The sequence below is a fragment of the Pseudoruegeria sp. HB172150 genome (assembly GCF_013184805.1).
Lineage (GTDB): Bacteria > Pseudomonadota > Alphaproteobacteria > Rhodobacterales > Rhodobacteraceae > Psychromarinibacter.
Genome location: NZ_JAATNG010000004.1, coordinates 247,241 through 272,819, shown reverse-complemented (window position 1 = coordinate 272,819; position 25,579 = coordinate 247,241). Strand labels below are relative to the sequence as shown.

General features: G+C 64.8%; 25 protein-coding genes and 1 riboswitch. Of the genes, 10 read left to right on the top strand and 15 right to left on the bottom strand.

Features of this window, described 5'->3' with window-relative positions; genetic code table 11:
• Positions 1-24 precede the first annotated feature (24 nt).
• A complete protein-coding gene (locus HCO70_RS18125; RefSeq protein ID WP_172298771.1) occupies positions 25-711 on the bottom strand; it encodes a rhomboid family intramembrane serine protease in 687 nt (228 codons plus the stop codon).
• Positions 712-790: 79 nt separating this feature from the next.
• Between HCO70_RS18125 and trpS the strand changes: the two genes are divergently transcribed.
• Positions 791-1,807: a tryptophan--tRNA ligase gene (gene trpS, locus HCO70_RS18120; protein WP_172298769.1), complete on the top strand. Its 1,017-nt coding sequence runs from the start codon at positions 791-793 to the stop codon at positions 1,805-1,807.
• 6 nt (positions 1,808-1,813) lie between these two features.
• On the opposite strand, the gene HCO70_RS18115 is transcribed toward trpS, so the two are convergent.
• From HCO70_RS18115 to HCO70_RS18050, 14 genes are all read right to left on the bottom strand, one after another.
• Positions 1,814-2,548 carry a class I SAM-dependent methyltransferase gene (locus HCO70_RS18115; RefSeq protein ID WP_172298767.1) on the bottom strand — a complete coding sequence of 245 codons (735 nt, stop codon included), beginning with the start codon at positions 2,546-2,548 and terminating at the stop codon, positions 1,814-1,816.
• Between the two features lie 46 nt (positions 2,549-2,594).
• Complete coding sequence (locus HCO70_RS18110) at positions 2,595-3,416, bottom strand: transglutaminase family protein (protein ID WP_172298765.1); 822 nt, start codon at positions 3,414-3,416, stop codon at positions 2,595-2,597.
• A gap of 183 nt (positions 3,417-3,599) precedes the next feature.
• Positions 3,600-4,085 (bottom strand): hypothetical protein, encoded by a 486-nt coding sequence (locus tag HCO70_RS18105; RefSeq protein ID WP_172298763.1) that lies wholly within the window; start codon positions 4,083-4,085, stop codon positions 3,600-3,602.
• A gap of 5 nt (positions 4,086-4,090) precedes the next feature.
• Positions 4,091-5,356: an agmatinase family protein gene (locus tag HCO70_RS18100; RefSeq protein ID WP_172298761.1), complete on the bottom strand. Its 1,266-nt coding sequence runs from the start codon at positions 5,354-5,356 to the stop codon at positions 4,091-4,093.
• Entirely contained in the window at positions 5,337-6,104 is a 768-nt protein-coding gene (locus HCO70_RS18095; protein ID WP_172298759.1) for an ABC transporter ATP-binding protein, read from the bottom strand. Before HCO70_RS18095 ends, HCO70_RS18100 begins: the two co-directional genes overlap by 20 nt.
• Positions 6,101-6,913, bottom strand: a complete 813-nt coding sequence (locus HCO70_RS18090; protein WP_172298757.1) for an ABC transporter permease — start codon at positions 6,911-6,913, stop codon at positions 6,101-6,103. The genes HCO70_RS18095 and HCO70_RS18090 overlap by 4 nt, the downstream gene beginning before the upstream one ends.
• Before the next feature lie 64 nt (positions 6,914-6,977).
• Positions 6,978-8,027, bottom strand: a complete 1,050-nt coding sequence (locus HCO70_RS18085) for a putative urea ABC transporter substrate-binding protein (protein ID WP_172298755.1) — start codon at positions 8,025-8,027, stop codon at positions 6,978-6,980.
• A gap of 96 nt (positions 8,028-8,123) precedes the next feature.
• Positions 8,124-8,235: riboswitch (guanidine-I (ykkC/yxkD leader) on the bottom strand.
• A 165-nt stretch (positions 8,236-8,400) separates the two neighbouring features.
• The gene (locus HCO70_RS18080) at positions 8,401-9,546 is read right to left on the bottom strand and encodes an iron-containing alcohol dehydrogenase (protein ID WP_172298753.1); all 1,146 of its coding nucleotides are present in this window, start codon (positions 9,544-9,546) and stop codon (positions 8,401-8,403) included.
• A 4-nt stretch (positions 9,547-9,550) separates the two neighbouring features.
• Positions 9,551-10,927: an aldehyde dehydrogenase family protein gene (locus HCO70_RS18075; RefSeq protein WP_172298751.1), complete on the bottom strand. Its 1,377-nt coding sequence runs from the start codon at positions 10,925-10,927 to the stop codon at positions 9,551-9,553.
• 73 nt (positions 10,928-11,000) lie between these two features.
• Positions 11,001-12,032, bottom strand: coding sequence for a TRAP transporter substrate-binding protein (locus HCO70_RS18070; protein WP_172298749.1), 1,032 nt, complete (start codon positions 12,030-12,032; stop codon positions 11,001-11,003).
• 59 nt (positions 12,033-12,091) lie between these two features.
• The gene (locus HCO70_RS18065; protein ID WP_172298747.1) at positions 12,092-12,787 is read right to left on the bottom strand and encodes a hypothetical protein; all 696 of its coding nucleotides are present in this window, start codon (positions 12,785-12,787) and stop codon (positions 12,092-12,094) included.
• Positions 12,788-12,789: 2 nt separating this feature from the next.
• Complete coding sequence (locus HCO70_RS18060; RefSeq protein ID WP_172298745.1) at positions 12,790-14,115, bottom strand: TRAP transporter large permease subunit; 1,326 nt, start codon at positions 14,113-14,115, stop codon at positions 12,790-12,792.
• Entirely contained in the window at positions 14,115-14,678 is a 564-nt protein-coding gene (locus HCO70_RS18055; RefSeq protein WP_172298743.1) for a TRAP transporter small permease subunit, read from the bottom strand. The genes HCO70_RS18060 and HCO70_RS18055 overlap by 1 nt, the downstream gene beginning before the upstream one ends.
• A complete protein-coding gene (locus HCO70_RS18050; RefSeq protein WP_172298741.1) occupies positions 14,675-15,448 on the bottom strand; it encodes an N-formylglutamate amidohydrolase in 774 nt (257 codons plus the stop codon). Before HCO70_RS18050 ends, HCO70_RS18055 begins: the two co-directional genes overlap by 4 nt.
• 108 nt (positions 15,449-15,556) lie before the next feature.
• Here HCO70_RS18050 and HCO70_RS18045 point away from each other — a divergent pair, with 108 nt between their 5' ends.
• The 9 genes from HCO70_RS18045 (at position 15,557) to HCO70_RS18005 (ending at position 25,322) form a co-directional block, all read left to right on the top strand.
• Complete coding sequence (locus HCO70_RS18045; RefSeq protein ID WP_172298739.1) at positions 15,557-16,426, top strand: MurR/RpiR family transcriptional regulator; 870 nt, start codon at positions 15,557-15,559, stop codon at positions 16,424-16,426.
• Positions 16,427-16,755: 329 nt separating this feature from the next.
• Positions 16,756-18,891: an SEL1-like repeat protein gene (locus tag HCO70_RS18040; RefSeq protein WP_172298737.1), complete on the top strand. Its 2,136-nt coding sequence runs from the start codon at positions 16,756-16,758 to the stop codon at positions 18,889-18,891.
• A 28-nt stretch (positions 18,892-18,919) separates the two neighbouring features.
• Entirely contained in the window at positions 18,920-19,684 is a 765-nt protein-coding gene (locus HCO70_RS18035; protein ID WP_172298735.1) for a GDSL-type esterase/lipase family protein, read from the top strand.
• Entirely contained in the window at positions 19,668-20,540 is an 873-nt protein-coding gene (locus HCO70_RS18030; protein WP_172298733.1) for a DUF459 domain-containing protein, read from the top strand. Before HCO70_RS18035 ends, HCO70_RS18030 begins: the two co-directional genes overlap by 17 nt.
• 3 nt (positions 20,541-20,543) lie before the next feature.
• Positions 20,544-21,935 carry an MBOAT family protein gene (locus tag HCO70_RS18025; protein ID WP_172298731.1) on the top strand — a complete coding sequence of 464 codons (1,392 nt, stop codon included), beginning with the start codon at positions 20,544-20,546 and terminating at the stop codon, positions 21,933-21,935.
• A gap of 25 nt (positions 21,936-21,960) precedes the next feature.
• Complete coding sequence (locus tag HCO70_RS18020; RefSeq protein ID WP_172298729.1) at positions 21,961-22,185, top strand: hypothetical protein; 225 nt, start codon at positions 21,961-21,963, stop codon at positions 22,183-22,185.
• A 1-nt stretch (position 22,186) separates the two neighbouring features.
• Entirely contained in the window at positions 22,187-22,993 is an 807-nt protein-coding gene (locus HCO70_RS18015; protein ID WP_172298727.1) for a L,D-transpeptidase, read from the top strand.
• A complete protein-coding gene (locus HCO70_RS18010; RefSeq protein WP_172298725.1) occupies positions 22,993-24,159 on the top strand; it encodes a CapA family protein in 1,167 nt (388 codons plus the stop codon). Before HCO70_RS18015 ends, HCO70_RS18010 begins: the two co-directional genes overlap by 1 nt.
• Positions 24,156-25,322: a CapA family protein gene (locus HCO70_RS18005; RefSeq protein ID WP_172298723.1), complete on the top strand. Its 1,167-nt coding sequence runs from the start codon at positions 24,156-24,158 to the stop codon at positions 25,320-25,322. The genes HCO70_RS18010 and HCO70_RS18005 overlap by 4 nt, the downstream gene beginning before the upstream one ends.
• Positions 25,323-25,579 lie beyond the last annotated feature (257 nt).

The following is a 25,579-nucleotide window of genomic DNA, read 5'->3' as shown; positions in this document are numbered from 1 at the left end:
AAAGAAAGGGGGCCGCGGCCCCCTTTATCGTTGCCGCATCCGCGACATAACCCGCTGCCACCCGCCGGGGCTGACCACGAAGGATAGCAGGAATCCGGCGCAGAACCCGGTCAGCTCCGCCACCCAGTCCATACCCACCTCGAAAAACAGGCTGAACAGCAGCTGTATGCCCATCAGCATACCGATCAGGTAAAACGCATTGATCTGCGGCCCGCCGGTATAAGCCAGCCGGATCCACAGCAGGAAGGTGAACGCCCCGATCAGCCCGTAGGCCGCCGGATAGCCACCGATCAGCGGATAGGGTGTGCTCAGCACAAAGGCATAGACCAGCCCGCCCGCGATCGACGCGCCGAAGAAGACTGCCAGCACCGCCCACCAGGCAAAGATCTCTCCAACCATCTTGCCGAGCGCCAGAATGAAGACGATCACGAAGATCGCGTGGGTAAAACTCGCGTGGACGAACGGATAGGTCACCAGCCGCATCACGTGCTCGGGCGGCCAGATTCCCAGATCCCACATCTGCCTGAACACCTCACCAACGACCGAGAACCGTTGGATCAGATCGATTCGCCAGCCTATTGCCGCCGGTCCGCCGATCAGCCCGCGCTCACCCAGCTGCAATGCGGCCTCGACCCCGAAGATCGCCAGCGCCAGTACCACCACCACCGGCGGCAACGCATTGAACGGGGATTCTTCGTGCGGGTGTCGCATCTCGCTGCCCTTCCTTGACGGCCTCGGGACCTTGCGTTACGCGACCCCGGCACAGAATTCCAGACGGAGATATCGCCAAATGGCCGAGTTCACGCCGCGTGTATTCTCGGGCATCCAGCCTTCGGGCGGGCTGACCCTGGGGAACTACCTGGGCGCGCTCAAGCGCTTCGCAACCATGCAGGATCAGGGATCGTGGCAAACGATCTTCTGCATGGTCGATCTGCACGCGATCACCGTCTGGCAGGACCCGGCAACGCTGGCCCGCGCCACCCGCGAGCTTTGCGCCGGTTTCATCGCCTCCGGCGTCGATCCGGAAAAGTCGATCCTGTTCAACCAGAGCCAGGTCGTCGAGCACGCGCAACTGGCCTGGATCTTCAACTGCGTGGCCCGCATGGGCTGGATGCAGCGGATGACCCAGTGGAAGGACAAGGCGGGCAAGAACCAGCAGAACGCCTCGCTGGGCCTCTTCGCCTACCCTGCGCTGATGGCGGCGGACATTCTCGTCTACCACGCCACCCACGTGCCGGTGGGCGAGGACCAGAAGCAGCACCTGGAACTGACCCGCGATATCGCGATCAAGTTCAACAACGATTTCGGCGTCGATTTCTTCCCTGAAACCGAGCCGGTGATCGAAGGGACTGCGACGCGGGTCATGTCGCTGCGGGACGGGTCTAAGAAGATGTCGAAGTCGGATCCGTCCGACCAGTCGCGCATCAACCTGTCGGACGATGCCGACGCCATCGCGCAGAAGCTGCGCAAGGCCCGGACCGATCCCGAACCGCTGCCGGAAACGGTCGCGGGGCTGGAGGACCGTCCGGAGGCGCGCAACCTGGTCAACATCTATGCGGCACTCGCCGACATGACGGTGGCCGAGGTGCTGGCGGAACATGGCGGCAGCCAGTTCTCCGCCTTCAAGCCCGCGCTGGCCGATGTCGCGGTCGACCGGCTCACCCCGATCTCGACCGAGATGTCACGCCTGATGCAGGACCAGGCAGAGATCGACCGCATCCTGGCCCGCGGCGCCGAACGCGCCCGCGAGATCGCCGCGCCGATCCTGAAGAAAACCTACGAGATCGTGGGAATGGTAGGCGCCTGACGGCGCCTACTCCGGCTTCCGCCAGACCGACACGTGCATCCTGCTTTCGCGCGTGAAGGGCTGGCGGTGCCAGCCGCCCCAGCGGTGTTCCAGCTCCATCCCCGCCAGCCGCGCCATCAGGTCCAGTTCCGCCGGGAAGGCATAGCGCATCACCAGCGGTATCAGGTCCGCCCGCCCGTCACGCACATGCAGGCGCTGGTGCTCCAGCAACTGCCGCACCTGATCGTGCCGCACCACGTCCAGCGACAGGTGATCCAGCGACATGTGCTTCAGCTTCACGTCCTGATTGCCCCGGAACCCCGTCAGGTCCGGCACGAAGGTCTCGATCAGGAACCGCCCGCCCGGCGCCAGCCGCGCCGCGGTGTTCCGGAAGCAGTTCACCTGAGCTTCCTGCGACGGCAGGTTGAACAGCGTGTTGAAGACCAGGATGACAAGGTCGAATGTCCCGTCAACGGCGACCTCCTCCATGTCTCCCAGCACCACCGGCAGGTCCGCGCCGCCGGGCTTGGCGCGCAGCCCGGCCACCATCTCGGGCGAAACCTCCAGCCCGGTCACGTCGACCCCGCGTTCCGCCAGCGGCAGGGCAATCCGCCCGGTGCCGACCGCCAGTTCCAGAACCCGGTCGGTCCCTGCGATATCCGCGATCAGCTCCACGCTCTCGGCGGTCGTGCCGGGATCGTTCAGCGCGTCGTACCCGTCCGCGTTCAGTTCGCCGAAGCTATTTGCCGTCCAGCCTTCCATGGGCGCCTCCCTGCAGGCGCCGCATAGCGCCGCAGCGCGCCGCCGGTCAACCGGCTTCGATCTCGACGTGGTACTCCAGCGTCGAGGTCACGCTCTCGCCCCAGAACCCGCCTTCCAGCGGCATCGTCTGTTCCTGCGCCGGTGCGGCACACAGGGCGACATGCCCGTCGATCACCGGCTGGCCATGTGTCGGATCGAATCCGCGCCATTGCCCGTCCGGCAGGCAGACCTCCGGCCAGGCATGCAGGTGCCGTTTGCCGTCCGGCGACTCCGACTGTGCCTGATACCCGCTGACGAACCGCGCCGGGATGCCCAGGCTGCGGCAGCATTCCATGAACAGCACCGTCAGGTCGCGGCAGGCGCCGCTGCCCAGTTCCAGCGTATCTGCGGCGGTGCGGGCATAGCCCTTGGGCCGGATATGCCGGTCGGTCTGCTCGAACAGTGACATGTTCAGTCGTTCCAGAAACCCGCTCGCCGACCCGCCACTTTTCACCGCCAGTGCCGCCGCATAGGCGCGGACGGTCTCGTCGATCGGCGCGCGTGCGAGATATGGCTCGGACCCCTTCACCAACCCCGGTGGCCAGGGCAGCGGCGGCAGCTGCGGCATCGGCCCCGGCAACAGCGTTTCCAGCTCGAAGGACGAGGATACACGCAGGATGTCCGACGGCCGGTCGAAGGTCAGCTCGGTCACGGTGTTGCCGAAGGCGTCCACCCGGTCCTGCCGTTTGGCCGGCTCCGGCTCCGCGGTCAACTCCTGGTCGCACCAGGCCAGACTATCCAGCCGCGGCAGCATACGAAGGGTCTGCGGCCCGAAACGGACCGGTGACGAATATCGGTAACAGGTCTCGTGGGTTACCTTGAAATGCATGTCCTGTCCCGCTCGCCTTGCCTAGTCTTGTTTGCGCGCATGGGCGCAGGGCGCGGCAGGGCGGTCAAGCGCAATCTATCAGATCGCGCCACCTCAGCCGCGGCGTGACGCCGCGACTGCCCGATTTGTGATCACTCCCACGGCGCACGCCGGGTTACCGCCCAGTGTATACAGAACACCCGCCTAAGTCGCGATCCGGCCCTCGGCGCTCTGCCGCAGCAGGAACTGCCGGATATCGGTCAGCTGCTTCTCCTGCAGCGACACATAAACCAGCTCCATGTTGGTGCGCTCCACCACCATTTCGCCGGGAAACGGCAGGTAGCTTAGCTCGCGCGACCCGAACGAAGGCGACGCCGTCCCCACCTGCCATTCGGTGGTCAGCTTCACGTCCACCAGCTTCAGCGACGGGCCGCCATCGATCCCCGGCTTCTCCAGCGGCACGCCCGCCAGCCGCAGGTAGGACATCTTGTCCTTCGCCTGCACGAAGCCGTCGATGAACTGGTCGGTCAGAACCTGCAGCTCCGCCGCCTCGTCCGGCCCGTGCATATGCGAATGCAGGTGATCGTCGGGATGATTGTGGTCATGCGGGTGATCATGCGCATGGGTATGCCCGTGCGCATGGTCGTGGTGGTGGTGATGATGGTGGTGATGCGGATGATCGTGGGGCATGGCGGTTACTTCTGCTTCGCCGGCGTGGTCCAGCGTTTGCCGTCCCGCGCCTCGTCGTAATCGCCCATCGGCAGGTCCACCGGCTTGTCGATATGCACCTTGTGCTTGCCCAGCGTTCCGGCCGACACCATTGAACCCAGCACGTCCACGATCACCCGTGTCCCCATCAGCGCCGTGATATCCGAGGTGTCGTAGGGCGGCGAAACCTCGACCAGCTCCATGCCGCAGATCCCCTCTGCCGCCACCTTCGACGCCAGCGCCAGCGCCTCACGCGGCAGGAACCCGCCCGGTTCGGGCCAGCCGGTCCCCGGCACGAAACCGCAGTCGATGGAGTCGATGTCGAAGGACATGTAGACCATGTCGACCCCATCCCATGCCATCTCCAGCGCCATCTCGGCGGTCTTGTCGATGCCCATCTCCTCCATGTCGGACATGGTGATGATGTTGGTCTCGCGCTTGACCGCTTCCTTCACTGCCGGGCGCGGCACCTGCCAGCCGCCGATACCGACCTGAACGAGGTTCTTCGCCGGCACGTTCGGCAGGTTCGTCGAATGGTACCACGGCGTCGTGTGCATCCGCTCGTCCAGGTCCTTTTCCTGGATATCCGCATGCCGGTCGAAATGGACGATGCCGATCTTCTTCGAGGTACATTCCGCGATCCCGCGCACGCAGGGAAACCCGATTGAATGGTCGCCGCCGATGATGATGGGCAGCGAACCCGACGAGAACACATGAGACACCGCCCGGCTGATCTGGTCGAAGGTCTTCTCGATATTCCCCGGAATGGTGAAAATGTCGCCCGCGTCGCACAGCGACATCTGCTCGCGCAGATCGACCCCGATCTCGTAGTTGTAGGGCGTGTAGAGCGCCGAGATCTTGCGCACCCCCTGCGGCCCGAACCGCGTGCCGGGACGATAGGTCGTACCCCCGTCGAACGGCGCGCCTAGGACGGTGGCGTCATACATGCCCACCTCCTGCACGTCCTCGGTATAGGGCGCTTTCAGGAAGGTGTTGATGCCCGCGTAATGCGGCAGTTCGCCCCGCGCGAAGGTGGGGATCGACCGGTCCTCGATCGAATCCGCCGCCGTCAGCCCCATCCGCAGCGCCCAGGCCTGCTCCTTTTTCCACTCGCCGTGCGGAATGTCCGCCTCGGCCCGCGCCGCCTTCCAGCCCAGAAGCTTGGACAGGTCCGGGTGGTGCTGCCGCCGCTCGTCATGGCGCCGGTCTGCCGGGTGATGGGACCGCGAACGGTCACGCGGGGGGATGTGCATGGTCTGCCTCCAGTATGTCCTGAAACGGGATGCCGTTGTTCCGGGCATCGAAATCATAGGTGATGGTCGCGCCATAGGCGCTCGGATCGGTCGGGTCCCAGCGCGGCTTGTCGAACACGATCACGCGGTCGCCCAGCTTGAAGCCTTCCTGCAGGTCGTGCGTGACCATGAAGACGGTCATCTTCGTTTCTTCCCGCAACTCGGTCAGAAAATCGTGCATCTGCAACCGCGTGCCCGGGTCGAGCGCTCCGAACGGCTCGTCCAGCAGCAGGATGCGGGGCCGTGCCGTCAGCGCCTGCGCGATGGCCAGCCGCTGCTGCATGCCGCCCGACAGCGCCGTGGGATAGGCATGGCCCATATGGCCCAGCCCGATCCGGTCCAGCGTCGCCTGCGCCCGCTCCCGCGCCGCCACCCGCTCTCCGCGCTTCAGCCGCCCCAGCGGTTTGTCGAAACTCTCGGCGGCCACGATGTTGTCGCGCACCGACATGTGCGGAAAGACCGAATAGCGCTGGAACACGATGCCCCGCTCGCGTCCCGGCTCCACCGCCGGTTCCCGCCCCTCGATCCGGATCTCGCCCCGCGTCGGCTGCTCCTCGGCCAGCAAGAGCCGCAGGAAGGTCGACTTGCCGCAGCCCGACGCCCCGACGATAGAGATGAACTCGCCCTCCTCCACCGACAGGCTGACCCGTTCGAGGATCGAGAAGGTGCCGTAGCGCAGAAAGATGTTGTCGACGCTGACGAAGCTCATAGCCCCTTCCCCGCCCACGGGTACAGTTTGCGCGACGCCACCCGCAGCAGCCAGTCGATCAGGAAGGCCAGCAGGGTGATCCAGATCACGTAGGTCAGGATCACGTCCATCGCCAGGTACCGCCGCACCAGGAAGATCCGGTAGCCGAGCCCCAGGTCCGACGCGATTGCCTCCGCCGCGATCAGGAACAGCCACGCCGGCCCCAGCGACAGCCGCACCGACTGGATCAGCCGCGGCATGATCTGCGGCAGCGCCACGCGCAGCGCGATCACCAGCGACGACGCCCCCAGCGTCTGCGCCTTGACGATCAGCTCGTGCGGTATGTCCACGACCCGCTGGCTGACATCGCGGATCAGGAACGGGGTGATCCCGATGATGATCAGTACCACCTTCGCCAGCTCGCCGAGCCCGAAGGTAATGAACAGGATCGGCAGGATCGCCAGCGGCGGGATCATCGAGATCACCGCGACGAACACCCCCAGCATCGCGCGCACATGCGGCAGCAGCCCGATCAGCAGCCCGACCGTCAGCCCGACGAAAGAGGCGCAGAACACCCCGATGAACAGCCGCAGCAGGCTGACCCCGGTGTCGTACCACAGCAGGATGCGGCCCGACCGCTTGTCCGGTTCGGTGAACAGCCGCACCGCCGTCTCACCGATGGTCGACAACGACGGCAGCAGCCGGTCCGAGGGGTTCGCGGCCAGCCGGATTTCCGACGCGACGGAATAGGCGATCAGCAGCGCCGCGAAGGGCAGCATCGCCAGAAACACCGTCAGCGCGCGGCTCGGCTGTCTGTTGATCAGACGCATCTGCGGTTACGCTCGCTACTTGCACGCCGGAACGCCCCGCCACCGGCAGGGCGTTCCGCGCAGATCACAACGCGCCGTCGGCGGCCATCTGCATGTAGGTGGTGTCGTAGCGCATCTTGACGTTGTTCGCGTCGCCCGTGGTCGACCCGTCGGGATATTCGACGCCGACGAAATCAGGCGACGGCGCGCCCTCGCCCAGAATGCCCTTGTCGAACAGGAACTCGGCAACGTTGACCATCGTGTCCTTCAGCCCGTCGGAAGAGGTGAACTCCACCGCCTCGGCCGGGGTCCAGAACATCTTGGTCGCGTCAAGCTGCGCCTTGTAGCCATCGAGATCGGTGCCCGACGCCTCGGCCATCGCCGTCAGCGCCTCTTCATCGCCCGATTCCATCAGGCCCATCAGTTCGTACCACGCACCCACCAGCGCCTTTCCGAAATCCGGGTTCGCCGCCAGCGTCTCGGTGTTGACCCACATGATGTCGATGATCTCGCCCGGAATATCCGCCGAGTCGTAGACCTTGTTGGCACCCGGCTCTTCCATGATCGTCGAAACCAGCGGGTTCCACGTCACCACCGCTTCCACGTCATTCGTCGCATAAGCCGCGATCATGTCCGCGTCGGATGTGTTTATGACGCCGCCCAGATCGGCCTCGGAAAGTCCCACCTGGTCCAATCCGCGCGCCAGCAGGTAATGCGACACCGACAGCTCCACCAGGTTCACCGGCTTGCCGGCAAGGTCGGCCAGCACGCCGTCGCCCTTCATGATCACCGCGTCATTGCCGTTGGAATAGTCGCCCACGATCAGCGCCGTGGTGTCCACGCCCGACCCCGCCGGGATCGACAGCGTGTCCATGTTCGTCGCCGTTACGCCGTCAAATGCGCCTGCCGTGTACTGGTTGATCGATTCCACATAGTCGTTGATCTGCACGATCTCGACGTCGATGCCGTATTTCTCGGCCCATTTGTCCATGATCCCGGACTCTTCCAGGTACCCCCAGGGCATCCAGCCGACATAGATCGACCAGGCTACGCGAAATTCGGTCTTTTCCTGCGCCAGCGCGGGCACGGCGGCCAGCGCCAGCACGGCGGCGGCAGCAATACGTTTGGCAAGCATGGGTAATCCCCCTGTTACGGCGTTCCGCCTCGGGCGCTTAAAAGGGGGTCGACCGTGGCGGAACCTGGAGAGTCCGGTCAAACCCTTGGTGCAGTGCTCTCCCGGGCTTTTGCCCCGCCGTGTACCGCCCCGGAATTTGCCGGGCCGGCGGCATCTCTCGGACCTGCCCTCGGGAGGAGGAAGAGGCGGAACCCTAGATGCCCTGCACACTTGAATCTGAGCCGATTGCTGCAAAAGCACAAAGTCTGCCCGGACGTCACCGCGCAAGATAAAGGCATCTGCCTGATTGTTGTGCGAAAATTCAGTCTGACTGCCTGCTTTTGCAGCGAAGCAGAGCACGCCGGGCCGCAGTTTCGCGGCCCGGCAGCATCTCTTACAGCACCGCCTCGTAGGCCGCGCGCAGGTTCTCCGCTGTCAGCTTCACCGGGTTGCCGCCGCAACTCGGATCCTTCAGCGCATCGCGCACCATCGTGTCGAGGTCCGGATGGTTGATCCCCAGCCCGCTCAGCGTTTTCGGGATGCCCAGCGAGTCGTTGAACGTGTCGACGAACTCGCAGAACCCGCCGAAACCGCCTTCGATCCCCAGATAGGCGGCGACCCTGTCGAACTTCGTCCGGATTGCCGATGCGTTCAGCTGCAGCACCGGCGGCATGAACACCGCGTTCGTCGTCCCATGGTGCGTGTGGTAATGCGCGCCCACAGGATGGCTCAGCGAGTGGATTGCCCCCAGTCCCTTCTGGAACGCAACTGCCCCCATCGCCGCCGCGCTCATCATGTTCGCCCGCGCCTCGAGGTCGGTCCCGTCCGCATAGGCACGCGGCAGGTACTCCTTGACCAGCCGCATCCCCTCCAGCGCGATGCCCTGGCTCATCGGGTGGTAATGCGGCGAGGAATAGGCCTCCACGCAATGCGCGAAGGCGTCGAGACCGGTTCCGGCGGTGATGTGCTTCGGCATCCCCACCGTCAGCTCCGGGTCGCAGATCACCACCTGCGGCAACATCTTGGGGTGGAAGATGATCTTCTTCTCATGCGTCTCGGAATTTGTGATGACGCCCGCGCGCCCCACTTCCGAACCGGTCCCCGCCGTCGTCGGCACAGCCACGATGGGATGGATGCCGCCCGGATCGGCGCGGGTCCACCAGTCGCCGACATCCTCGAAATCCCAGACCGGCCGCGTCTGCCCGGCCATGAAGGCCAGCGTCTTGCCAAGGTCCAGCCCCGAACCGCCGCCGAAAGCCACAACTCCGTCGAACCCGCCTTGACGGTAAACCTTCAGCCCCGCCTCGACGTTCTTGTCCGACGGGTTCGGATCGACCTCGGCAAACATCGACCGGCCCAGCCCGGCGTCGTCCAGCAGATCCAGCGTCTTCTGCGTGATCTCCATGTCCGCCAGCCCGCGGTCGGTCACCAGCAAGGGCCGGTGGATACCGGCGGACCGGCAGGCGTCGGCGATTTCCTTGATGCGCCCCGCGCCAAAGCGGATGGCGGTGGGATAGGACCAGTTTCCGGTCAGCGTCATGGCATCAGCCTTTCTTCAGATGGTAGGATTTCGGCCGGGTCAGCGCCCCGTAGGCCAGTTTCGACAGCCCCGCGCCGCGGCCCGTATCCTTGCAGCCGGTCCAGCACAATGCCGGGTCGAGGTAATCGCAGCGGTTCATGAACACCGTCCCGGTCTCCAGCCGGTCGCCGATCGCCTCGGCGGCGGCGATGTCCCTCGTCCAGACAGAGGCGGTCAGCCCGAAGCGGCAGTCGTTCATCAGTGCAATGGCCTCCTCGTCGTCCTTGACGGGCATGATGCCCACGACCGGACCGAATGTCTCGTCCCGCATCACCCGCATGTCGTGGGTTACCTCGGTCAGCACCTGTGGCGTCATATAGGCCGCGCCATCGTCGGCTTCCATGGTGCGGATATGCGCAACGGCGCCATCCGCCACCGCTTCCTCCACCTGCGCCCGCGCTTCCGCGGCGAAGCGCGCATGCGCCATCGGGCCAAGCGTCGTTTCCGGCTCCAGCGGGTTGCCCAGAACCTGAGCGTTGGCCCAGGCTACCGCCTTGGCGACGAAATCGTCGTACAGGCTCTCGTGCACGTAGATCCGCTCGATCCCGCAGCAGCACTGCCCGGAATTGAAGATCGCCCCGTCCATCAGAGTGTCCACCGCCGCGTCCAGATCGGCATCCGCGCGCACATAGCCGGGATCCTTGCCGCCCAGCTCGGTCGAGACCGGGATGAACGTCCCGGCTGCCGCCTGTTCCATAGCCTTGCCTCCGCCGACAGAGCCGGTGAAGTTGACGAAATCCACCTTCCGCTCGGAAATCAGGGCGGATGTCGTGTCGTGATCCAGCACGAGGTTCTGGAACACGTCCTCGGGCACCCCCGCCTCGTGGAACGCCTCCGCCAGCCGCTCACCCACCTGCAGAGTCTGCTGCGCATGTTTCAGGATCACCGTGTTCCCGGCGATCAGCGCCGGCGCCACCGTGTTGATCGCGGTCATGTAGGGATAGTTCCACGGCGCGATCACCAGAGCCACGCCATGCGGCACGTGCTTGATCATCCGCACGAACGCGTCGCTTTCCTCGATGACCGTCGGCGCAAGGCTCTCTTCGGCAATATCGGCCATGTAGGACAGCCGCTCGTTGAACCCGCCGTATTCGCCGCCATAGCGCACCGGGCGGCCCATCTGATGCGCCAGTTCCACCGCCATCCGGTCCGTCGTCTGCCCGACGATCTCACCGGCCTTCCGGACCAGCGCGACGCGCTCCGCCAGCGGCCGCGCCGCCCAGTCCGCCTGCGCCGCCTTCGCCTTGTCCGCGGCGGCGAACCCCGCCTCGCGCGTCAGGACCTCGCGGCTCAGATAGACGGACCCGTCGATGGGGGAAATGAGATCAACCGTTTTTACCATGAGTCAGTACCTTTCAGGGCAAAGGAGGGGGCCAAGGCGGCCCCCTCCGGTCTTGCGACAATGATAGTGGCTATCAGCCGTAGCGGTAGGGGCGGCCCGCCGCTTCCATGTCCGAATTGTACTTCTTGAAGATCTCCACGACCTTCGCCTTGGTCTCGGATTCCGCGGCGATCTCGTTCCAGAACTCGCGCGCGGCGGCCTCGACCGTCGCCCATTCCTCGTCCGGGATAGAGGTCAGCTCCATCTTGGTGCCGTTGACCCGCAGATCGGCCTCGCCGCCCCAGTACCAGTACTGGCGGTAGTAATGGCTTTCGGCGCAGCACACCTCGAACAGCGTCTTCAGGTCGTCCGGCAGCTCTTCCCAGCGCTCCATATTGGCAAAGAAGTGGCCGATCCACGCGCCCGAGATGTTGTTGGTCAGGAAGTAGTTGGTCACGTCTGCCCAGCCCACCGTATAGTCCTCGGTGATGCCCGACCATGCGATGCCGTCCAGCTCGCCGGTCTGTACCGCGACCTCGATGTCCTCCCACGGCAGCGTCACCGGCACCACGCCGAACTGGCTCAGGAACCGGCCGGCGGTCGGGAAGGTGAAGACGCGCTTGCCTTCCAGGTCGGCCAGCGACCGGATCGGGTCCTTGGTGGCGAAATGGCAAGGGTCCCACGCCCCGGCAGAGATGTGCTTCACGCCGACCTTGGCGTATTCTTCCTTCCAGATCGCGTCGAGCCCGTAGCGGTCGAACAGCACCGGCACGTCCAGCGAATAACGCGAGCCGAACGGGAAGTACCCGCCGAACACCGTCACCTCGGTCGGCGAGGCCATCGAGTCGTCATCCGACTGCACCGCGTCGATGGTGCCGCGCTGAAGCGCCTGGAACAGTTCGCCGGTCGGCACGATCTGGTCCGAATAATAAGTCTCGATCTGCATCCGGTCGCCGGCGATGGCGTTGAACTTCTCGATCGCCGGGTCCAGCACATGCTCGGCCAGCGCCGGGCCGGCATAGGTCTGCAGCCGCCAGGTGATGGTCGATTGTGCAATCGCCGGCGTGGCCAGCGCGGCAGGCGCGGCAACGGCGGCGCCCTGCAGGAACTTGCGTCTGTTGGTCATGGTCTTCTCTCCTTGTCGGTTTAATCGTTCAGAACGGTTCCCCGCCTCTTGTTTATCATTCAGAAATAGGCGTCAGAGCCGTGAGCCCGCGCAGACCAGAATAATGCCCAACGGGCGGCACTGTCGGCAATATGCGCGCTTCTGGCCGGTGTCTCTAAGTCTTCCTCGATATCTCGCTTCCCTAGAACCTGTACGACACCTTCTGTCTCCGCGAACTTTCTGGCTTCCTCAGCAACGGCATCGCCCCAGGCAGAGAGTTCTTCGGCCAGCATTGGTTTCCACGCGCTGTTGAGCAGCACTTCGGGCAAGAAATTCTCGCATTCGGTCAGAAAAGAGCCACGAAAGCTCGCGCGATCTACGCCCTCGTACGCATCGCCATTGGAGTAAACCGGGAACCCATCACTCTCAGGCATGATCTCCAGAACGCGATAGCCGGACAGCTGGGCCAGGGCATCTTCAACGGATTGAATGCCGCTTAGTCTCCCCTCCGCGAACGCTTCGCGAACCCATTCATCGGCGGCAGCGTCTCGTCCGACCTCCGGAGCTTCGATGGTCAGGTAATGCGGCTCGCTGATCTCCTGGAATCGCTGTGTCAGCACTTGCCCCTCTCGCTCGGACGGCACGCGACCCTTCAGTTTTCCCCACAATCCAGCGCGCTTATCAGTGTCGGGCGCACGCAGCTTCAGAAAGATTTCGCGAAACTCCGCCTCGTGTCCGGCCTTCGCGCGTGGGAGTGGTATGATGTCGAGGCCCATGCTCAGTATCCATAAACGTATGCCGGCAGCCAAAGCGCGATGTCCGGGAACACCATGACAATCGTCAGCGCCACAACCATCACGAAGACGAACGGGATGATCGACGAATAGATATCCCGCAGCCCGATCTCCGGCGGCGCCATCGCCCGCATCAGAAACAGGTTATAACCGAAGGGCGGCGTCATATAGGCGATCTGCGTGGTGATCGTGTAAAGCACCCCGTACCAGATCAGGTTGAAGCCCAACTCGTCCACCAGCGGCACATAAAGCGGCGCCACGATCACCAGCATCGCGGTGTCGTCCAGGAACGTGCCCATCACGATGAAGGACAGCTGCATCAGGATCAGGATCATCCAGGGGGACAGTCCCAGCTTCTCGGTGAACAGGTCCTCGATGGCCTTCACCGCCCCGAGCCCGTCGAACACCGCGCCAAAGGCCAGCGCCGCCAGGATGATCCACATGAACATGCAGGTGATGCCCAGCGTGTTCCGGACCGAATTCTCGAACACCTCCCGCGTCATCCGCCCCTTCAGCACCGCCGCCAGGAACGCCGCGATGGCGCCGATGGCAGAGCTTTCCACCAGCGAGGTCCAGCCGTTCACGAAAGGCACCATCATCGCGAAGAAGATGAACAGCGGCAGCAGCCCCGCGCTCAACAGCCGCAGCTTTTCCCGCATCGGAATGTCGCGCTCCGCCTTCGGCAGGACCGGCCCCAGCCCCGGCGTGATCTTGCAGCGGATCACGATGTAGACGACGAACAGCGCCGCCATCATCAGCCCCGGAAACACGCCGGCCAGCCAAAGCTGCCCCACCGGCTGCCGCGCGATCATCGCATACAGAACCAGCACCACAGATGGCGGCACAAGGATCCCCAGCGACGATCCCGCCTGGATCACCCCCGTCACCATCCGCTTGTCGTAGTTCCGGCGCAGCAGCTCCGGCAGCGCGATCGTCGCCCCGATCGCCATTCCCGCGACCGACAGCCCGTTCATCGCCGAGATCAGCACCATCAGCCCGATGGTCCCCACGGCCAGCCCGCCGGCCAGCCCGCCCATCCAGACGTGGAACATCTTGTAAAGGTCGTCGGCGATCCGGCTTTCCGACAGCACGTAGCCCATGAAGATGAACATCGGCAGCGTCAGCAGCGGATACCACTTCATCAGCTTGATCGCGGCGGAAAACCCAAGGTCGTAGCCGCCCCGGTCCCCCCACAGGAAGAACGCCGCCACAACGGCCACGAAGCCGATGGCGCCGAACACGCGCTGCCCGGTCATCAGCATCAGCATCATCGACGCGAACATCAGAAGGGCGATCATCTCGTAGGACATCAATCCGCGCCCTTCTCGACAGGGGACAGGTTGGTCTCGTCGCCGTCCTTCGGCCCCATGTCATAGCCCTTCAGCCGCAGCACGTCCTTGCACAGCTCGCTGACCGCCTGCAGCAGCATCAGGAAGATGCCGAACACCATCACCGACTTGATCGGCCACAGGTACGGGCGCCACGCCGTCGGGCTGCGCTCGCCGCCATAGCTGAAGGAATACATCAGGCTGCCCCAGCCGCCCCACAGCAGGAAACCCAGATAGACGATCAGAAACAGCACCGTGATCGCGTCCACCTGCGCCTTCCGCCGGTCGGTCCACTCGCCATACAGCAGGTCCATCCGCACGTTCGATCCCATCTGGATCGAATAGGGCCCGCCCAGGATGTAATAGGCCACCATCGTGAATTGCGCCATTTCCAGCGTCCACAGCGACGGCAGAAAGAAGGTCTTCGAGATCGAGGACCACAGCAGGATCCCCATCAGCACGAAGATCCCGTACATCACGATCCGGCCGATAAAGTGGTTCACCCGGTCGACGACGCGGACATATCCCTGAATCGCCCCGATCATGCGGCGTGCGCCCCCGCGGCCAGCGCGCGGCGCAGCGCGACGATCAGGTTTCCCGCAATCCTGTCCACCCCCGCCGCATCGCGCAGCAGGTCGTTGCGCACCTCGATCATCACGTTCTCAAGCCCCCGCGGAATCGCATGTGTCTTCAGTGTATGCGTGACACCGTCCGCCGCGGAATAGGGTGCGTTCAGTTCGGTCCGTATCGCCGGATCGGCCGCCAGCAGCATCCGCTTGGCCAGCCGCTCGTCGGCATCGTGCAAAAGACCTAGCTCGACCGCCCGCTCCGCACCGTGCCAGACCGGGGTGAAACTGTGGACGGTAACCAGCGCCGGTGGCGTGGCGAAGCGGTCGAGGGTCTCTCGCAGAGAGCGCGTGAAAGGATCGTAAACCGCCGCGACACGCGCGGACCGGTCGGCTTCGCCGAGGGCGCGGTTGCCCGGTACAGGTATCGTTTCGGTCTGCGCCGGGATCGCATCAGGCGCGTCGGGCGGACGGTTACAGTCATAAACCAGCCGCGACACGCCGCTCATCACCAGCGGCGCGTCCAGCGCCTCCGACATCCGCCGCGCCAGCTCTGCCGCACCGATATCCCAGACGGCATGTGAATGCCGGTGCTCCGGCGCCAGCCCCAGATCGCTCAGGGACGCGGGAATGAAGTCGCTCGCATGCTCGCAGACCAGACAGATCTGCGACTTGCCCTCCGGGTTCACCACGGTGACCGGCGGGCCTTCCTGGGCGGCAAGGATCATGGGAGCATCAGCAGCAGGCATGCACCGGATTAGCCGTTCCGCCGCGCGCGCTGTCAAGAAAATTTCGTAGACGTTGCTACGGCCTGACGTTAGCCTGTACAAAATGCTTCATTTCGCAGCGGCACAGCATTGAACGCCAAGCGCATCGTCAAGGATCGCATCCGCGATCACAGCGCCGACCTCACGCCGGCGGAACGGCAGGTAACTGCCGCTCTGATGCGCGAGTATCCTGTCGCGGGCCTGCAATCGATCACCAAGCTGGCCGAGGCCGCCGGCGTTTCCACACCCACCGTGATCCGCATGGCGCGCAAGCTGGGCTTTGACGGGTTTTCCGAACTGCAGGACGCGCTGCGCGACGAGGCGGCGGCGCAGATCAAGAACCCGATCCTGAAACGCGATGGCTGGCCGGAAAACCGCGCGGATTCCCCTGCCTTCCGCCATTTCGCCGAGGCCGCCTTCGACAACCTCAACCAGACCATCGACCGCCTCGACCCTGCGGTGTTCGACGCGATCTCGGAAATCCTTGCCGAACCCGACCGGCCGCTCTTCCTCTCCGGCGGCCGCATTACCCGCTCCAACGCCGATTACTTCTACAACCACCTGCAGATCATACGTCCCGGCGTGACGCTGCTCTCGGAATCCCCGAACGTCTGGCCGCAATACCTTCTCGACATGGATCCGCGTGCCGTCCTGATCCTGTTCGACATCCGCCGCTACGAGGGCGATCTCGCCAAGCTCGCCACACTGGCAAAGGACAGCGGCGCAACCATCGTTCTGTTCACCGATCAATGGGGCTCGCCGATCTCGAAGACCGCCGACTACATCGTCAACGCCATGGTCGAGGTGCCGTCGAGCTGGGATTCCACTCTCGCCATCAACCTGATCGTCGAGGCGTTGATCGCCGACGTGCAGACCCGCCGCTGGGACGCCGCCAAAAACCGGATCGAGCGTCTGGAAGAGATGTTCCAGGCCACCCGCATCTTCCGAAAACCCGGCTGAGCCGCGCCGGGGCAGGTGATTCCTTCCACGGCGCGCCAATGCATGCAGATTGCCGCCGCCCGAGGGCACGATTTGTGCCCGGCGCGCAACAATCGCGACGTGACAGACCCTTGAAATGGCGTGCATTCCCCGGCTTTGCACATCCTCGCTGTTGTCGTAGCCAGCACGCTTGGCTACCGTTTCCCTGCCTCGGCGCGGACTTGCCCGCCCGCTGACTGCCCGAGAGGAGTATATTTGTGCATTTGCCTGGTTTGTTTCGTATTGCCGCCAGTCTTTTGATCGCTACCCTTCCCGCCGCACCCGCAGTTTCCGCCGGGGACGATGGCCGGATGCAACTCCTCTTCATCGGCACAGCGCCCGAGGCCGGCCTCGAAGGCGCGCTGCCCGCGGACCTGCCGTTGATCTCGATCCCCGCCCTGCCAGAAGCGGGCGCCGTCCAGCAGGAAGTCTTCGCCGCCCGCCTCCGCGCCAACCCGGTTTCCACCTTCGTCTCCGGCCCATCCGACGAGGCCGGACAATTCGATCAGTTCTACCTGATCGCCCGCGCCAGCCTGGAACAGTCCGGCGAAGGCGTGCGCCTGTCGCTCGGCGACGACAGCCTGACATCCGAGGATTTCGCCGGCCGCCTCGGTTCTGCAGTGCAGGCCTTCGCGCCAAAAAACCGCCGCGTAGGCTTCCTGCACCTCAATGACACGGCGGATGTCTTCCCCGCCGCCCTGCCCGGGCTGCAGACCGCGCTGACCGGGCTCGAATTCGACATGCTGGTGCTGATGATCGAGACCGGCGAAAGCGCCGGCTGCGACACCGCGCAGCCCCTGCATTACAGCCTGATCAGCGGCCTGGCCGACCGCACGCCGTTTGGTGATGGCGACGGCATCTCGACCGCGGCAGAGGTCGAAACCTACCTGACCGCCGCCCTCAACCGCGCCAAGTCGCGCGGCTGCGGCCCCGCCTATTCGCTGATCCTCAAGGCGCAGAAAGATCCCGCACAGATCCTCGTCGATCACGCCGCCCGAACGCCCTTCGACGCGATGGAGAACCGGCTCTACCACGAAACGTTCGAAGCGATGTTCCTGCTGCAGTCGGCCGAGGTAGCAGACATGCGCACCTTCCTCGACACCTGCGTCTACTGCCCGAACGAGTCAGAACTGCAGGCCCGGCTGCAGGCGACAGAAGACGCCGCCCGAACCGCCGCGCTCGAAGGCGAGATCTGGAACCGCATCCGCAATGATAGCAGCCGCGAACGTCTCTCGATCTATGTCGAGAACTGCGCTCTGTGCGAACATCGCGAAGAGGCGCTGGCAATGATCGACACGATCGACGCCAAATCCGCCGCCAGAGACGAGGAGGAACAGCAGTTCCTCGCCGCCGCCGAAAAGCGTGGCCTGCCCGAACTGCGCGCTTATGTCGAAGGCTGCATCGCCTGCACCCACCGCGAGGAAGCCGCCGCGCTGATCTCCGAGATAGAGGCCGACACCGCCTACCGGGCCGAACGCGATCTGCTGGATGACGCCGTCGCCACGCGCAATCCTGACAAGCTGGAAATGTACCTCATATCCTGCACCGTCTGCGACGGGCAGGCCGAGGTCGACGCGACCCTCGAAATCCTCGCCAAGCTGGACACCCTGCGCCAGCCCTGCCTGGACGCCGCCGGCCTGCCGCAGTTCGGCGGGCCCCGCAAACTCGAGGAGATCGACCAGCCGCAGGCGCTTAGCATCTGCGAATCGGCTGCCCGCGAATTCCCCGAGGACGGGCTCCTGCGCACCACCCTCGGCAGGATCGCGCAGGCTGCAGGCGATTATTCGCTCGCCAGCGCTGCCTATGATTTCGGCATGGAGGCAGAGGTGCCCGCCGCGTATGGCTTGGCCGCGTATTCCGAATACGCACCGCCCGACGGTGGGCGGATCGACCTGCAGAAGGTCGAAGCGCTTGCTGCAAAGGGCGCCGAGATGGGCGACTGGCTGAGCCAGGAGATTTTGACGGTGATCTATTCCAAGGATCTCGTTCCCGGAAAGAGTGGCAAGGACGCTTTCGCCATCGCCGAAAATATCGCCAATCAGGGCAATCCGCTGGCACAGTTCTTTGTTGGCTATTACTATCTTACGGGCACCGGGACGGAACCGTCGCAGACCCAGGCGAAGGAATGGCTGACAAAGTCGGTCGAGCAGGGCTATACCCACGCCTTCTCGTTCCTCGCCGAACTGTACGAGCGTGGCGGAGACGCCGGTGCGCCGCAGCCGGATCAGGCGGCGGATCTTTACTGGGAAGCGCTGGAACAGGGCGACCCGACGGCAATCGACCGGCTGACAACGCAGCTGGCCGACAGGGATCGCGAAGTTGTGCGGCTAATTCAGGAGCGGCTGCGCGATGCCGGACTTTATCGTGGACGGGTTGATGGGGTACCCGGTCCGGGAACGGCGGCGGCGATTCGCGAATACGCGGATGCGCTGACCAGCCAGGGCTGAGCAGGATGGGACGACCGAGGGGGCGGTGATGAGAGAAATGCTGGCGGCAGCAATGCTGGGCCTTTTGGCCCTGCTGGCCACGGGCGCAGGCGCCGAGGCGGTCGACGCGCCCGAGTGCCCGAAGACGCCGATGCGCGTGCTGGTGCTGGGTGACAGCCTGGCCGAGGGTCTGTGGGGATCGCTCCACCGCGCCTTCGCCCGGTGCGACACGATGAATGTCGTTCGCCTCACCTCCGTGTCCGACGGCCTCGCCAAGACCTCCGACGAAGACTGGCTCGGCCGCTACTTCGCCACCGCCGGCGAACCCAGCGAGGACACAACCGACGTTGTCATCGTGCAGCTCGGCGCCAACGACATCACCACCATCCGCAACGGCCGCACCCGCGAAAGCTTCAACACCGACACCTGGAATTCCCTATACACCCAGCGCGTGGCGCATCTGACCCGCGCCTTGGGCGACCGCTCCGCCGCGGTCTACTGGTTCGGCCTGCCCGTCGTGGGCAATACCAGCTGGGAACCCTCCTACCAGATCATTTCTCAGCTGCAGGCCGATGCCGTGCGCAAGGCTGGCGGCAATTTCGTGGATATTCACGAGTTCACCAAGTTCGGCACCGACGATTTTGCGATGAACGGAAAGCTGAACGGCCGCCTGATGCAGCTGCGCGCCCCGGACAAGGTCCATTTTACCAAGCCTGGCTATGACCTTGTCGCCAGCCGCATTCTGGGCGAGCTTGAAAAGCTGATCGCCAACACCAATCGCAGGATCGCCCTACAAGATGTCAAGCTTCAGTAGAGCCCTCGTTACCGGGCTCCTCTGCCTCGTCGCTGCCTGCAGCACCACGGACCCCTACAAGGCCCGCGCGCAGGACCTGTCCGTGCAGTTCCATCAGGATCCCCCGCCCGTGACGACACCAAGCACGCCCAGCACACCGTCCTATCCCACGATCCGGGGCGGCACGATCCCCGCCCGCGTCACCCGCGACGTGACCCCGGACAATCCGGTGCGCATCCTGATCATCGGCGACTCCCTCGCAGACGGCTTTGGCATATTCATGATCCAGCGGGTCAAGGACCGCGGCCTCGTTGCCAACGTCACCAACCGCGGCAAGACCTCTACCGGCCTGTCGCGCGTCGATTTTTACGACTGGCCGTCGAATTTCGCGGGCCAGGCCGCCTCGATCCGGCCCGATATCGTGATCGCCCATTTCGGCGCCAACGACGATCAGCCGATCCGCCTGCCCTCCGGCACCGTGCCCTACGACACGCCGGAATGGGAGGCCGCCTATCGCGCCCAGGCCGACAAGATCCTTGCCGTCGCCGGTCAGTATGGCGCCGCAACCTATCTTCTCGGCCCCGCGCCCGACCGTGACCCGCACCGCAACGCGGCGCTCACCAAGGCCAACTCGATCTTCCGCGCCTCCGCCGCCGCAAACGGCGCCAACTTCATCTCGCTGCCCTCCTTCACGGCGGGCCCGGGCGGTGAATTCTCGACCGTCGTGAATGGCGAGACGATCCGCGCCGGCGACGGCTCGCATTTCACGGTGAACGGCTACTACAAGGTCGTCGACCGGATCCTTACCGAGATCGAGCGCGACAACCCCGGCATATTCTCTCCGCCCAGCGTCGAGGTTGCAGGCATCCTGCAGTAACGCATGGTCTTCCCGACGCTCCAGTTCATCGGGTTCTTCGCCGTTGTTCTGGCGCTGAACCTGATTGTCTGGAACAGAAACGGCTGGCGCAAGGCGCTGCTGATCGCGGCGTCCTACGTCTTCTACGCCGCGTGGGACGTTCGCTTCCTCGCCCTGATGGCTTTCGTTTCCGCCACCGCCTACCTCGCGGGGATCGGTGTCACGAAACCGGGCCTCCGCAAGCTGTCCAAGGTCCTCGCCATCGTGGCGATGCTGGGCGTGCTCGGGGTCTTCAAGTATTACGACTTCTTCATGCTGAACCTGCAGCGCCTGCTCGAAGGCACCGCCTTCGCGCGCGACCTGCAATGGCTGACGCTGATCCTGCCGGTAGGCATCTCCTTCTACACCTTCCAGGCCATCTCCTACGTGATGGACGTGGATCGCGGCCACATCCCGGCGCGAAAGAATCCGGCGGACGTGTTCCTCTACATCTCGCTCTTCCCGCAGCTCGTCGCCGGCCCCATCGTCCGCGCCGCGCATTTCCTGCCGCAGATCGACGCGCCCACCCGCCCCGATACCACGGCGCGGGCCGCCGCCGTCGTCCTGATCCTGTCGGGCCTGTTCAAGAAAATGGTGGTCGCCAACTACCTGTCGGTCCTGCTGGTCGACCCGGTCTTCGGCCTTCCGGACGGGCAATACTGGCTCTCCGCCCTCGCCGCGACGCTGGGCTACGCGATCCAGATCTACTGCGATTTCTCCGGCTATTCCGACATCGCCATCGGCGTCGCCCTGCTGCTGGGCTACCAGTTCCACATCAACTTCGACCAGCCCTACCGCGCCGACAGCCTTCGCGACTTCTGGCAGCGCTGGCACATCTCGCTCTCCACCTGGATCCGCGACTATCTCTACATCCCGCTCGGCGGCAACCGCGGCACGCCGCTGCACAGCCATTTCACCCTGATCCTGACGATGACGCTTGCCGGCCTCTGGCACGGCGCGGGCTGGAACTTCATCCTCTGGGGCTTCTTCCACGGCGCCTTCCTCGCCATCGAGCGCGTCTTCCGCCGCCTGCGCATCCGCCTGCCGAAACTCCTCGCAATCGCCGCCGTCTTCGTGATCGTCGGCCTGCTCTGGATTCCGTTCCGCGCCGCCTCCTTCCCCGAGACATTGCAGATGTTCGCGGCCTTCACGAAATCCGAAGGCTACGCCGCGCCCGAGATCATCCCCTTCGTCTGGGTCCTCCTCGCCCTGGGCTTCGCCATGAACTGGCTCCCCCTCGCCCTGCGCGACCGCGCCGAGATGCTGATCGCCCGCCTCGCCCCCGAACTGCAGGCGGCAATCCTCGCAATCGGCGTGTGGATCATGTTCGCGACCGCCCAGGATGGCGTCGCTCCATTCATCTACTTCCAGTTCTGAGGCCACGATGACCAGGATCCGCCCCATGACCCGCTTCACAGCCGCCTGTTTCGTCGCACTTGTTGCAGCTTGGTTACTTTCCGGCGAACGATTCCTCGATGCAGTGTTCGAAATGGTAGATTTGGGGCCCGTGGACGATACCATCATCGCCGGGGTTGTCGTTGCGGAAGACTGGAAGGCCAGTCTCGGTTTACCGGATCTGTTTTCAGCCATGCGCACGGCAATCCATCAGGGATTGGGATTGCTGTGAAATGTATTGGACAAGACGGACGGTACTGGCGGCGCTGGGGGCGCTGACGCTTGCCGCACCCGCCAGAGCGATAGAGTCGCCCGGCACCGGGATCGGCTATCTCGAACGCCTCGGCCAGCCCGGCGCGCTGCCCGCTGACACCGCCTATCTCCCGCCCTCCCGGATCGACCCCGCCTACACCCACGCCATCTACATCAACGCCGCCCTCTCCGGCCCCGGCGCCCAGAAGATGTGGATCGTCGCCCGCGACGGCACCAGCTGGAAACTCGCCCTCCACGACCCCGATTACTGGGCCGACAAGCCAGACAAGCCCACCTACTCCTGGCCCGTCTCCACCGGCCGCGTCTATCCCGGTAACAGCCGCTCCGGCCCCACCCCGCTCGGCATCTTCAACGTCGACGACCGCGCCTATCGCCATGTCCGCGGCTGGGGCGCGCCGGGCATGTACAACTCGATCTTCATCGACCTGCACTATGGCGGCGGCCGCATCTCGGGCGTCGCCATGCACGGCACCACCCAGGGCCTTTACCGCCTGCTCGGCACACCCGACAGCCACGGCTGCATCCGCATGCGCCAGCCCAACGCCGATCAGGTCTGGAACCTGTTCCACGGCGACGGCCAGCCGGGCGACACCTCCCCGCTCTGGACCGCCTCCGTTCCCCGCTACTTCACCTCCGAACCGGACCAAAGCTGGAATCCGCGCTGGAACTACACCCGCGACGGCACCTTCCTCCGCGATGACAGCGGCAGTCGCCTGACCAAGCCCGGCTACTCCGTGCTCTTCATCATCTTCCGGGACGATCTCTGATGCGCATCCGGCGGCTCCTCCTGGCAGCCGCCGCTGCCGCGCTCCCGGCCACAGCGCAGGCAGGTGCCATGTGCCGTGCCGTGATCGAACCGGCCCCCGCCACCGTCAACAGCTGCACCGGCGGCTCCACCGTCACCATCGCCGCCGTCGGCGACGTCCTCCTCCATCGCCCGCTGCAGCGCCACGGCTATGCATCGAGAAACGGTTTCCGGAACATCTGGCGCACTGCCGAACCCTTCATCTCCCGCGCCGACATCGCCTATGCCAACCTCGAGGGCCCCGCCGCGCAGGGCGTTTCCCGCACCCTGCAGGACATCCGCGATCCCGGCGCGAAACTCGACGAGGTGGTCTATACCGGCTACCCGCAGTTCAACTACAACCCCCGCATCGTCAAACAGCTCAAGGCGGCTGGGTTCGATGTCGTCTCCACCGCCAACAACCACGCGATGGATCGTGGCCCGCTGGGGGCCGACCGCACCATCGCCGCGCTGAAATCCGCACGCCTCAGCCATACCGGCACGATCGCCGCCGGCGCCGGACGCAGCTTCGTAACGCACGTAGACTCGCCCGCCGGTCCCGTCGCCTTCATCGCCTGCAGCTTCGACACCAACGGCCTCGCCGATCCCTCCCGCCAGGTCCTGCGCTGCTACCGCGACCGGGCCGAGCTTCTCTCGATCATCCGCCAGCAGGCCCGGAACCCTCAGGTCGCCGGAGTCATCGTCACCCCGCACTGGGGCTCCGAATACGCCACCACACCCGACGCCGCACAGCGCAGCCTCGCCAGAGACATGGCCGCCGCCGGGGCCACCGCAATCCTCGGCGCCCACCCCCATGTCGTCCAGAGATGGGATTGGCTCTCCGGTCCTGTCGGCAAGACCCTCGCCATCTACTCGCTCGGCAATTTCGTCTCCGGCCAGCTCGACGCGCTGAACCGCCGATCCGGCGCGCTCGCCTGGCTTGAACTCTGCCGCGGCGCCACCGGCAAGCTCGCCGTGGCACAGGCCGGCTGGATTCCCGTGGTCATGTACAAGACCGCGCAAGGTCCTTATCTCAGCACCGCCGGTACGCAATCGAAATGGCCGCTCGATGCCCAGGCCCGCGATCTTTTCGCCAGCGTCCTGCCGACGAACGGCACACAGCTCGACCTGATCTGCAAATCACGATGATCCGTGCCGCGCTCGTCCTTCTGCTGCTTGCAGCCATGCCCGCCCGTGCGCAGGAGATCGTCATCACCTTCGGCGGCGACACCAATTTCGCCGGCAACCGCGAGACGCCCTCGCCCGACGGCATCCGCCGCTGGCGCTTCTTCTCCATTGACGAAGCCACAGAGAACCTGCGCCCCGAATGGACCGGCGACATCAACTTCGTGAATGTCGAAACCGTGGTTTCGGCCCGCGACGGCCATCCGCAATACGGCAAGCAGTTCGTCTTCCGCAGCCACCCCGAGCAGTTCCGTGCCCTGATCCGCGCCGGTGTCAACGCCTTCGGCCTCGCCAACAACCACGCCTATGATCACGGGCTGCCGGGTCTCGCCGACACGCTGGCCTTCTTCCGGGCAGAGGACCAGCCGGACCGTCCGTTGCTGTTCGCCGGTATCGGCACCACATCGGATGCCTATCGGCCCCACATCGTCACGGTGAAAGGCGTCCGCATCGCCCTGTCATCGGTCAGCTTCGGCGGTGGCGCCTTCGCGCCGTCTGACAGCTATCCCGGCATGGCCCATCTCGGCCAGTACGACCGCGTCCTGCAGGGCCTGAAGGCCGCCGAGGCTGACATCAGGATTCTCTCGATCCACTACGGCACCGAAAACGCGATAGAGCTGGAATGGAGCCAGGCCGCCTTCTTCCGCCGCGCCGTCGAAGAGGCCGGCGTCAACCTCGTCATCGGCCATCACCCCCATGTCGTACGCGCAGTGGAGGCGCGCCCGGCCGACAATGCAGCGATCTTCTATTCCCTGGGAAATTTCCTGTTCATCGGCGGCGCCGGCAAGGACGCGGCCCCGCTAGGCCATGATTACGGTCTGATGGGAAAGGCGTATTTCCGCTTCGACGGCCGGACCGCGCATCTCTCTGCGGTCGAGGCGGTGCCGCTCAAGGGCGTCCACATGATCCCGCACCATCCGCCGCCGGCCCGCGCCTCTGCCACCATCGCCCATCTCAACGCGCTCTCCGCGCGCTCTGTTGGCGACCGCGCCGCCCGCTTCGACCTGACCGACATCACCGCGCCACGCGGTCTCGCCTGCTACGGGGGTCCTTACGGCCCCCGCACGCGCGCCATGTGTTGTAGCGTGGAACGCAGCCTGCACTGCGATCTTCCGGACCTGATGTAGGCCCCGATATCACCTTGAGTCCTGAAGAAACTGTTCGCGAAACCGGCATGTTAACCAACCGTTAATCAACTCGGCACTAAAAGAGAAATATGGTCTGTACCGCCAGGGCCAGGCAGAGGCACGGCGGCGAGTTTGGGGCGCTTCCATTGTTGGGAAGTGCAACGGGTAACAAGTGCAACAGGCGGATGGTAAATCGCTCCGTGCCGGCCACCGGATTCTGTACGCGCTTCACGAAGCGCTGCAGAACCTGCTCTTTA

What these genes read in the sequence shown, in the direction of transcription:
- HCO70_RS18125 (WP_172298771.1), bottom strand. Translation starts at nt 711, where the DNA reads ATGCGACACCCGCACGAAGAATCCCCGTTCAATGCGTTGCCGCCGGTG.
- trpS (WP_172298769.1), top strand. Translation starts at nt 791, where the DNA reads ATGGCCGAGTTCACGCCGCGTGTATTCTCGGGCATCCAGCCTTCGGGC.
- HCO70_RS18115 (WP_172298767.1), bottom strand. Translation starts at nt 2,548, where the DNA reads ATGGAAGGCTGGACGGCAAATAGCTTCGGCGAACTGAACGCGGACGGG.
- HCO70_RS18110 (WP_172298765.1), bottom strand. Translation starts at nt 3,416, where the DNA reads ATGCATTTCAAGGTAACCCACGAGACCTGTTACCGATATTCGTCACCG.
- HCO70_RS18105 (WP_172298763.1), bottom strand. Translation starts at nt 4,085, where the DNA reads ATGCCCCACGATCATCCGCATCACCACCATCATCACCACCACCACGAC.
- HCO70_RS18100 (WP_172298761.1), bottom strand. Translation starts at nt 5,356, where the DNA reads ATGCACATCCCCCCGCGTGACCGTTCGCGGTCCCATCACCCGGCAGAC.
- HCO70_RS18095 (WP_172298759.1), bottom strand. Translation starts at nt 6,104, where the DNA reads ATGAGCTTCGTCAGCGTCGACAACATCTTTCTGCGCTACGGCACCTTC.
- HCO70_RS18090 (WP_172298757.1), bottom strand. Translation starts at nt 6,913, where the DNA reads ATGCGTCTGATCAACAGACAGCCGAGCCGCGCGCTGACGGTGTTTCTG.
- HCO70_RS18085 (WP_172298755.1), bottom strand. Translation starts at nt 8,027, where the DNA reads ATGCTTGCCAAACGTATTGCTGCCGCCGCCGTGCTGGCGCTGGCCGCC.
- HCO70_RS18080 (WP_172298753.1), bottom strand. Translation starts at nt 9,546, where the DNA reads ATGACGCTGACCGGAAACTGGTCCTATCCCACCGCCATCCGCTTTGGC.
- HCO70_RS18075 (WP_172298751.1), bottom strand. Translation starts at nt 10,927, where the DNA reads ATGGTAAAAACGGTTGATCTCATTTCCCCCATCGACGGGTCCGTCTAT.
- HCO70_RS18070 (WP_172298749.1), bottom strand. Translation starts at nt 12,032, where the DNA reads ATGACCAACAGACGCAAGTTCCTGCAGGGCGCCGCCGTTGCCGCGCCT.
- HCO70_RS18065 (WP_172298747.1), bottom strand. Translation starts at nt 12,787, where the DNA reads ATGGGCCTCGACATCATACCACTCCCACGCGCGAAGGCCGGACACGAG.
- HCO70_RS18060 (WP_172298745.1), bottom strand. Translation starts at nt 14,115, where the DNA reads ATGTCCTACGAGATGATCGCCCTTCTGATGTTCGCGTCGATGATGCTG.
- HCO70_RS18055 (WP_172298743.1), bottom strand. Translation starts at nt 14,678, where the DNA reads ATGATCGGGGCGATTCAGGGATATGTCCGCGTCGTCGACCGGGTGAAC.
- HCO70_RS18050 (WP_172298741.1), bottom strand. Translation starts at nt 15,448, where the DNA reads ATGCCTGCTGCTGATGCTCCCATGATCCTTGCCGCCCAGGAAGGCCCG.
- HCO70_RS18040 (WP_172298737.1), top strand. Translation starts at nt 16,756, where the DNA reads ATGCAACTCCTCTTCATCGGCACAGCGCCCGAGGCCGGCCTCGAAGGC.
- HCO70_RS18035 (WP_172298735.1), top strand. Translation starts at nt 18,920, where the DNA reads ATGAGAGAAATGCTGGCGGCAGCAATGCTGGGCCTTTTGGCCCTGCTG.
- HCO70_RS18030 (WP_172298733.1), top strand. Translation starts at nt 19,668, where the DNA reads ATGTCAAGCTTCAGTAGAGCCCTCGTTACCGGGCTCCTCTGCCTCGTC.
- HCO70_RS18025 (WP_172298731.1), top strand. Translation starts at nt 20,544, where the DNA reads ATGGTCTTCCCGACGCTCCAGTTCATCGGGTTCTTCGCCGTTGTTCTG.
- HCO70_RS18020 (WP_172298729.1), top strand. Translation starts at nt 21,961, where the DNA reads ATGACCCGCTTCACAGCCGCCTGTTTCGTCGCACTTGTTGCAGCTTGG.
- HCO70_RS18015 (WP_172298727.1), top strand. Translation starts at nt 22,187, where the DNA reads ATGTATTGGACAAGACGGACGGTACTGGCGGCGCTGGGGGCGCTGACG.
- HCO70_RS18010 (WP_172298725.1), top strand. Translation starts at nt 22,993, where the DNA reads ATGCGCATCCGGCGGCTCCTCCTGGCAGCCGCCGCTGCCGCGCTCCCG.
- HCO70_RS18005 (WP_172298723.1), top strand. Translation starts at nt 24,156, where the DNA reads ATGATCCGTGCCGCGCTCGTCCTTCTGCTGCTTGCAGCCATGCCCGCC.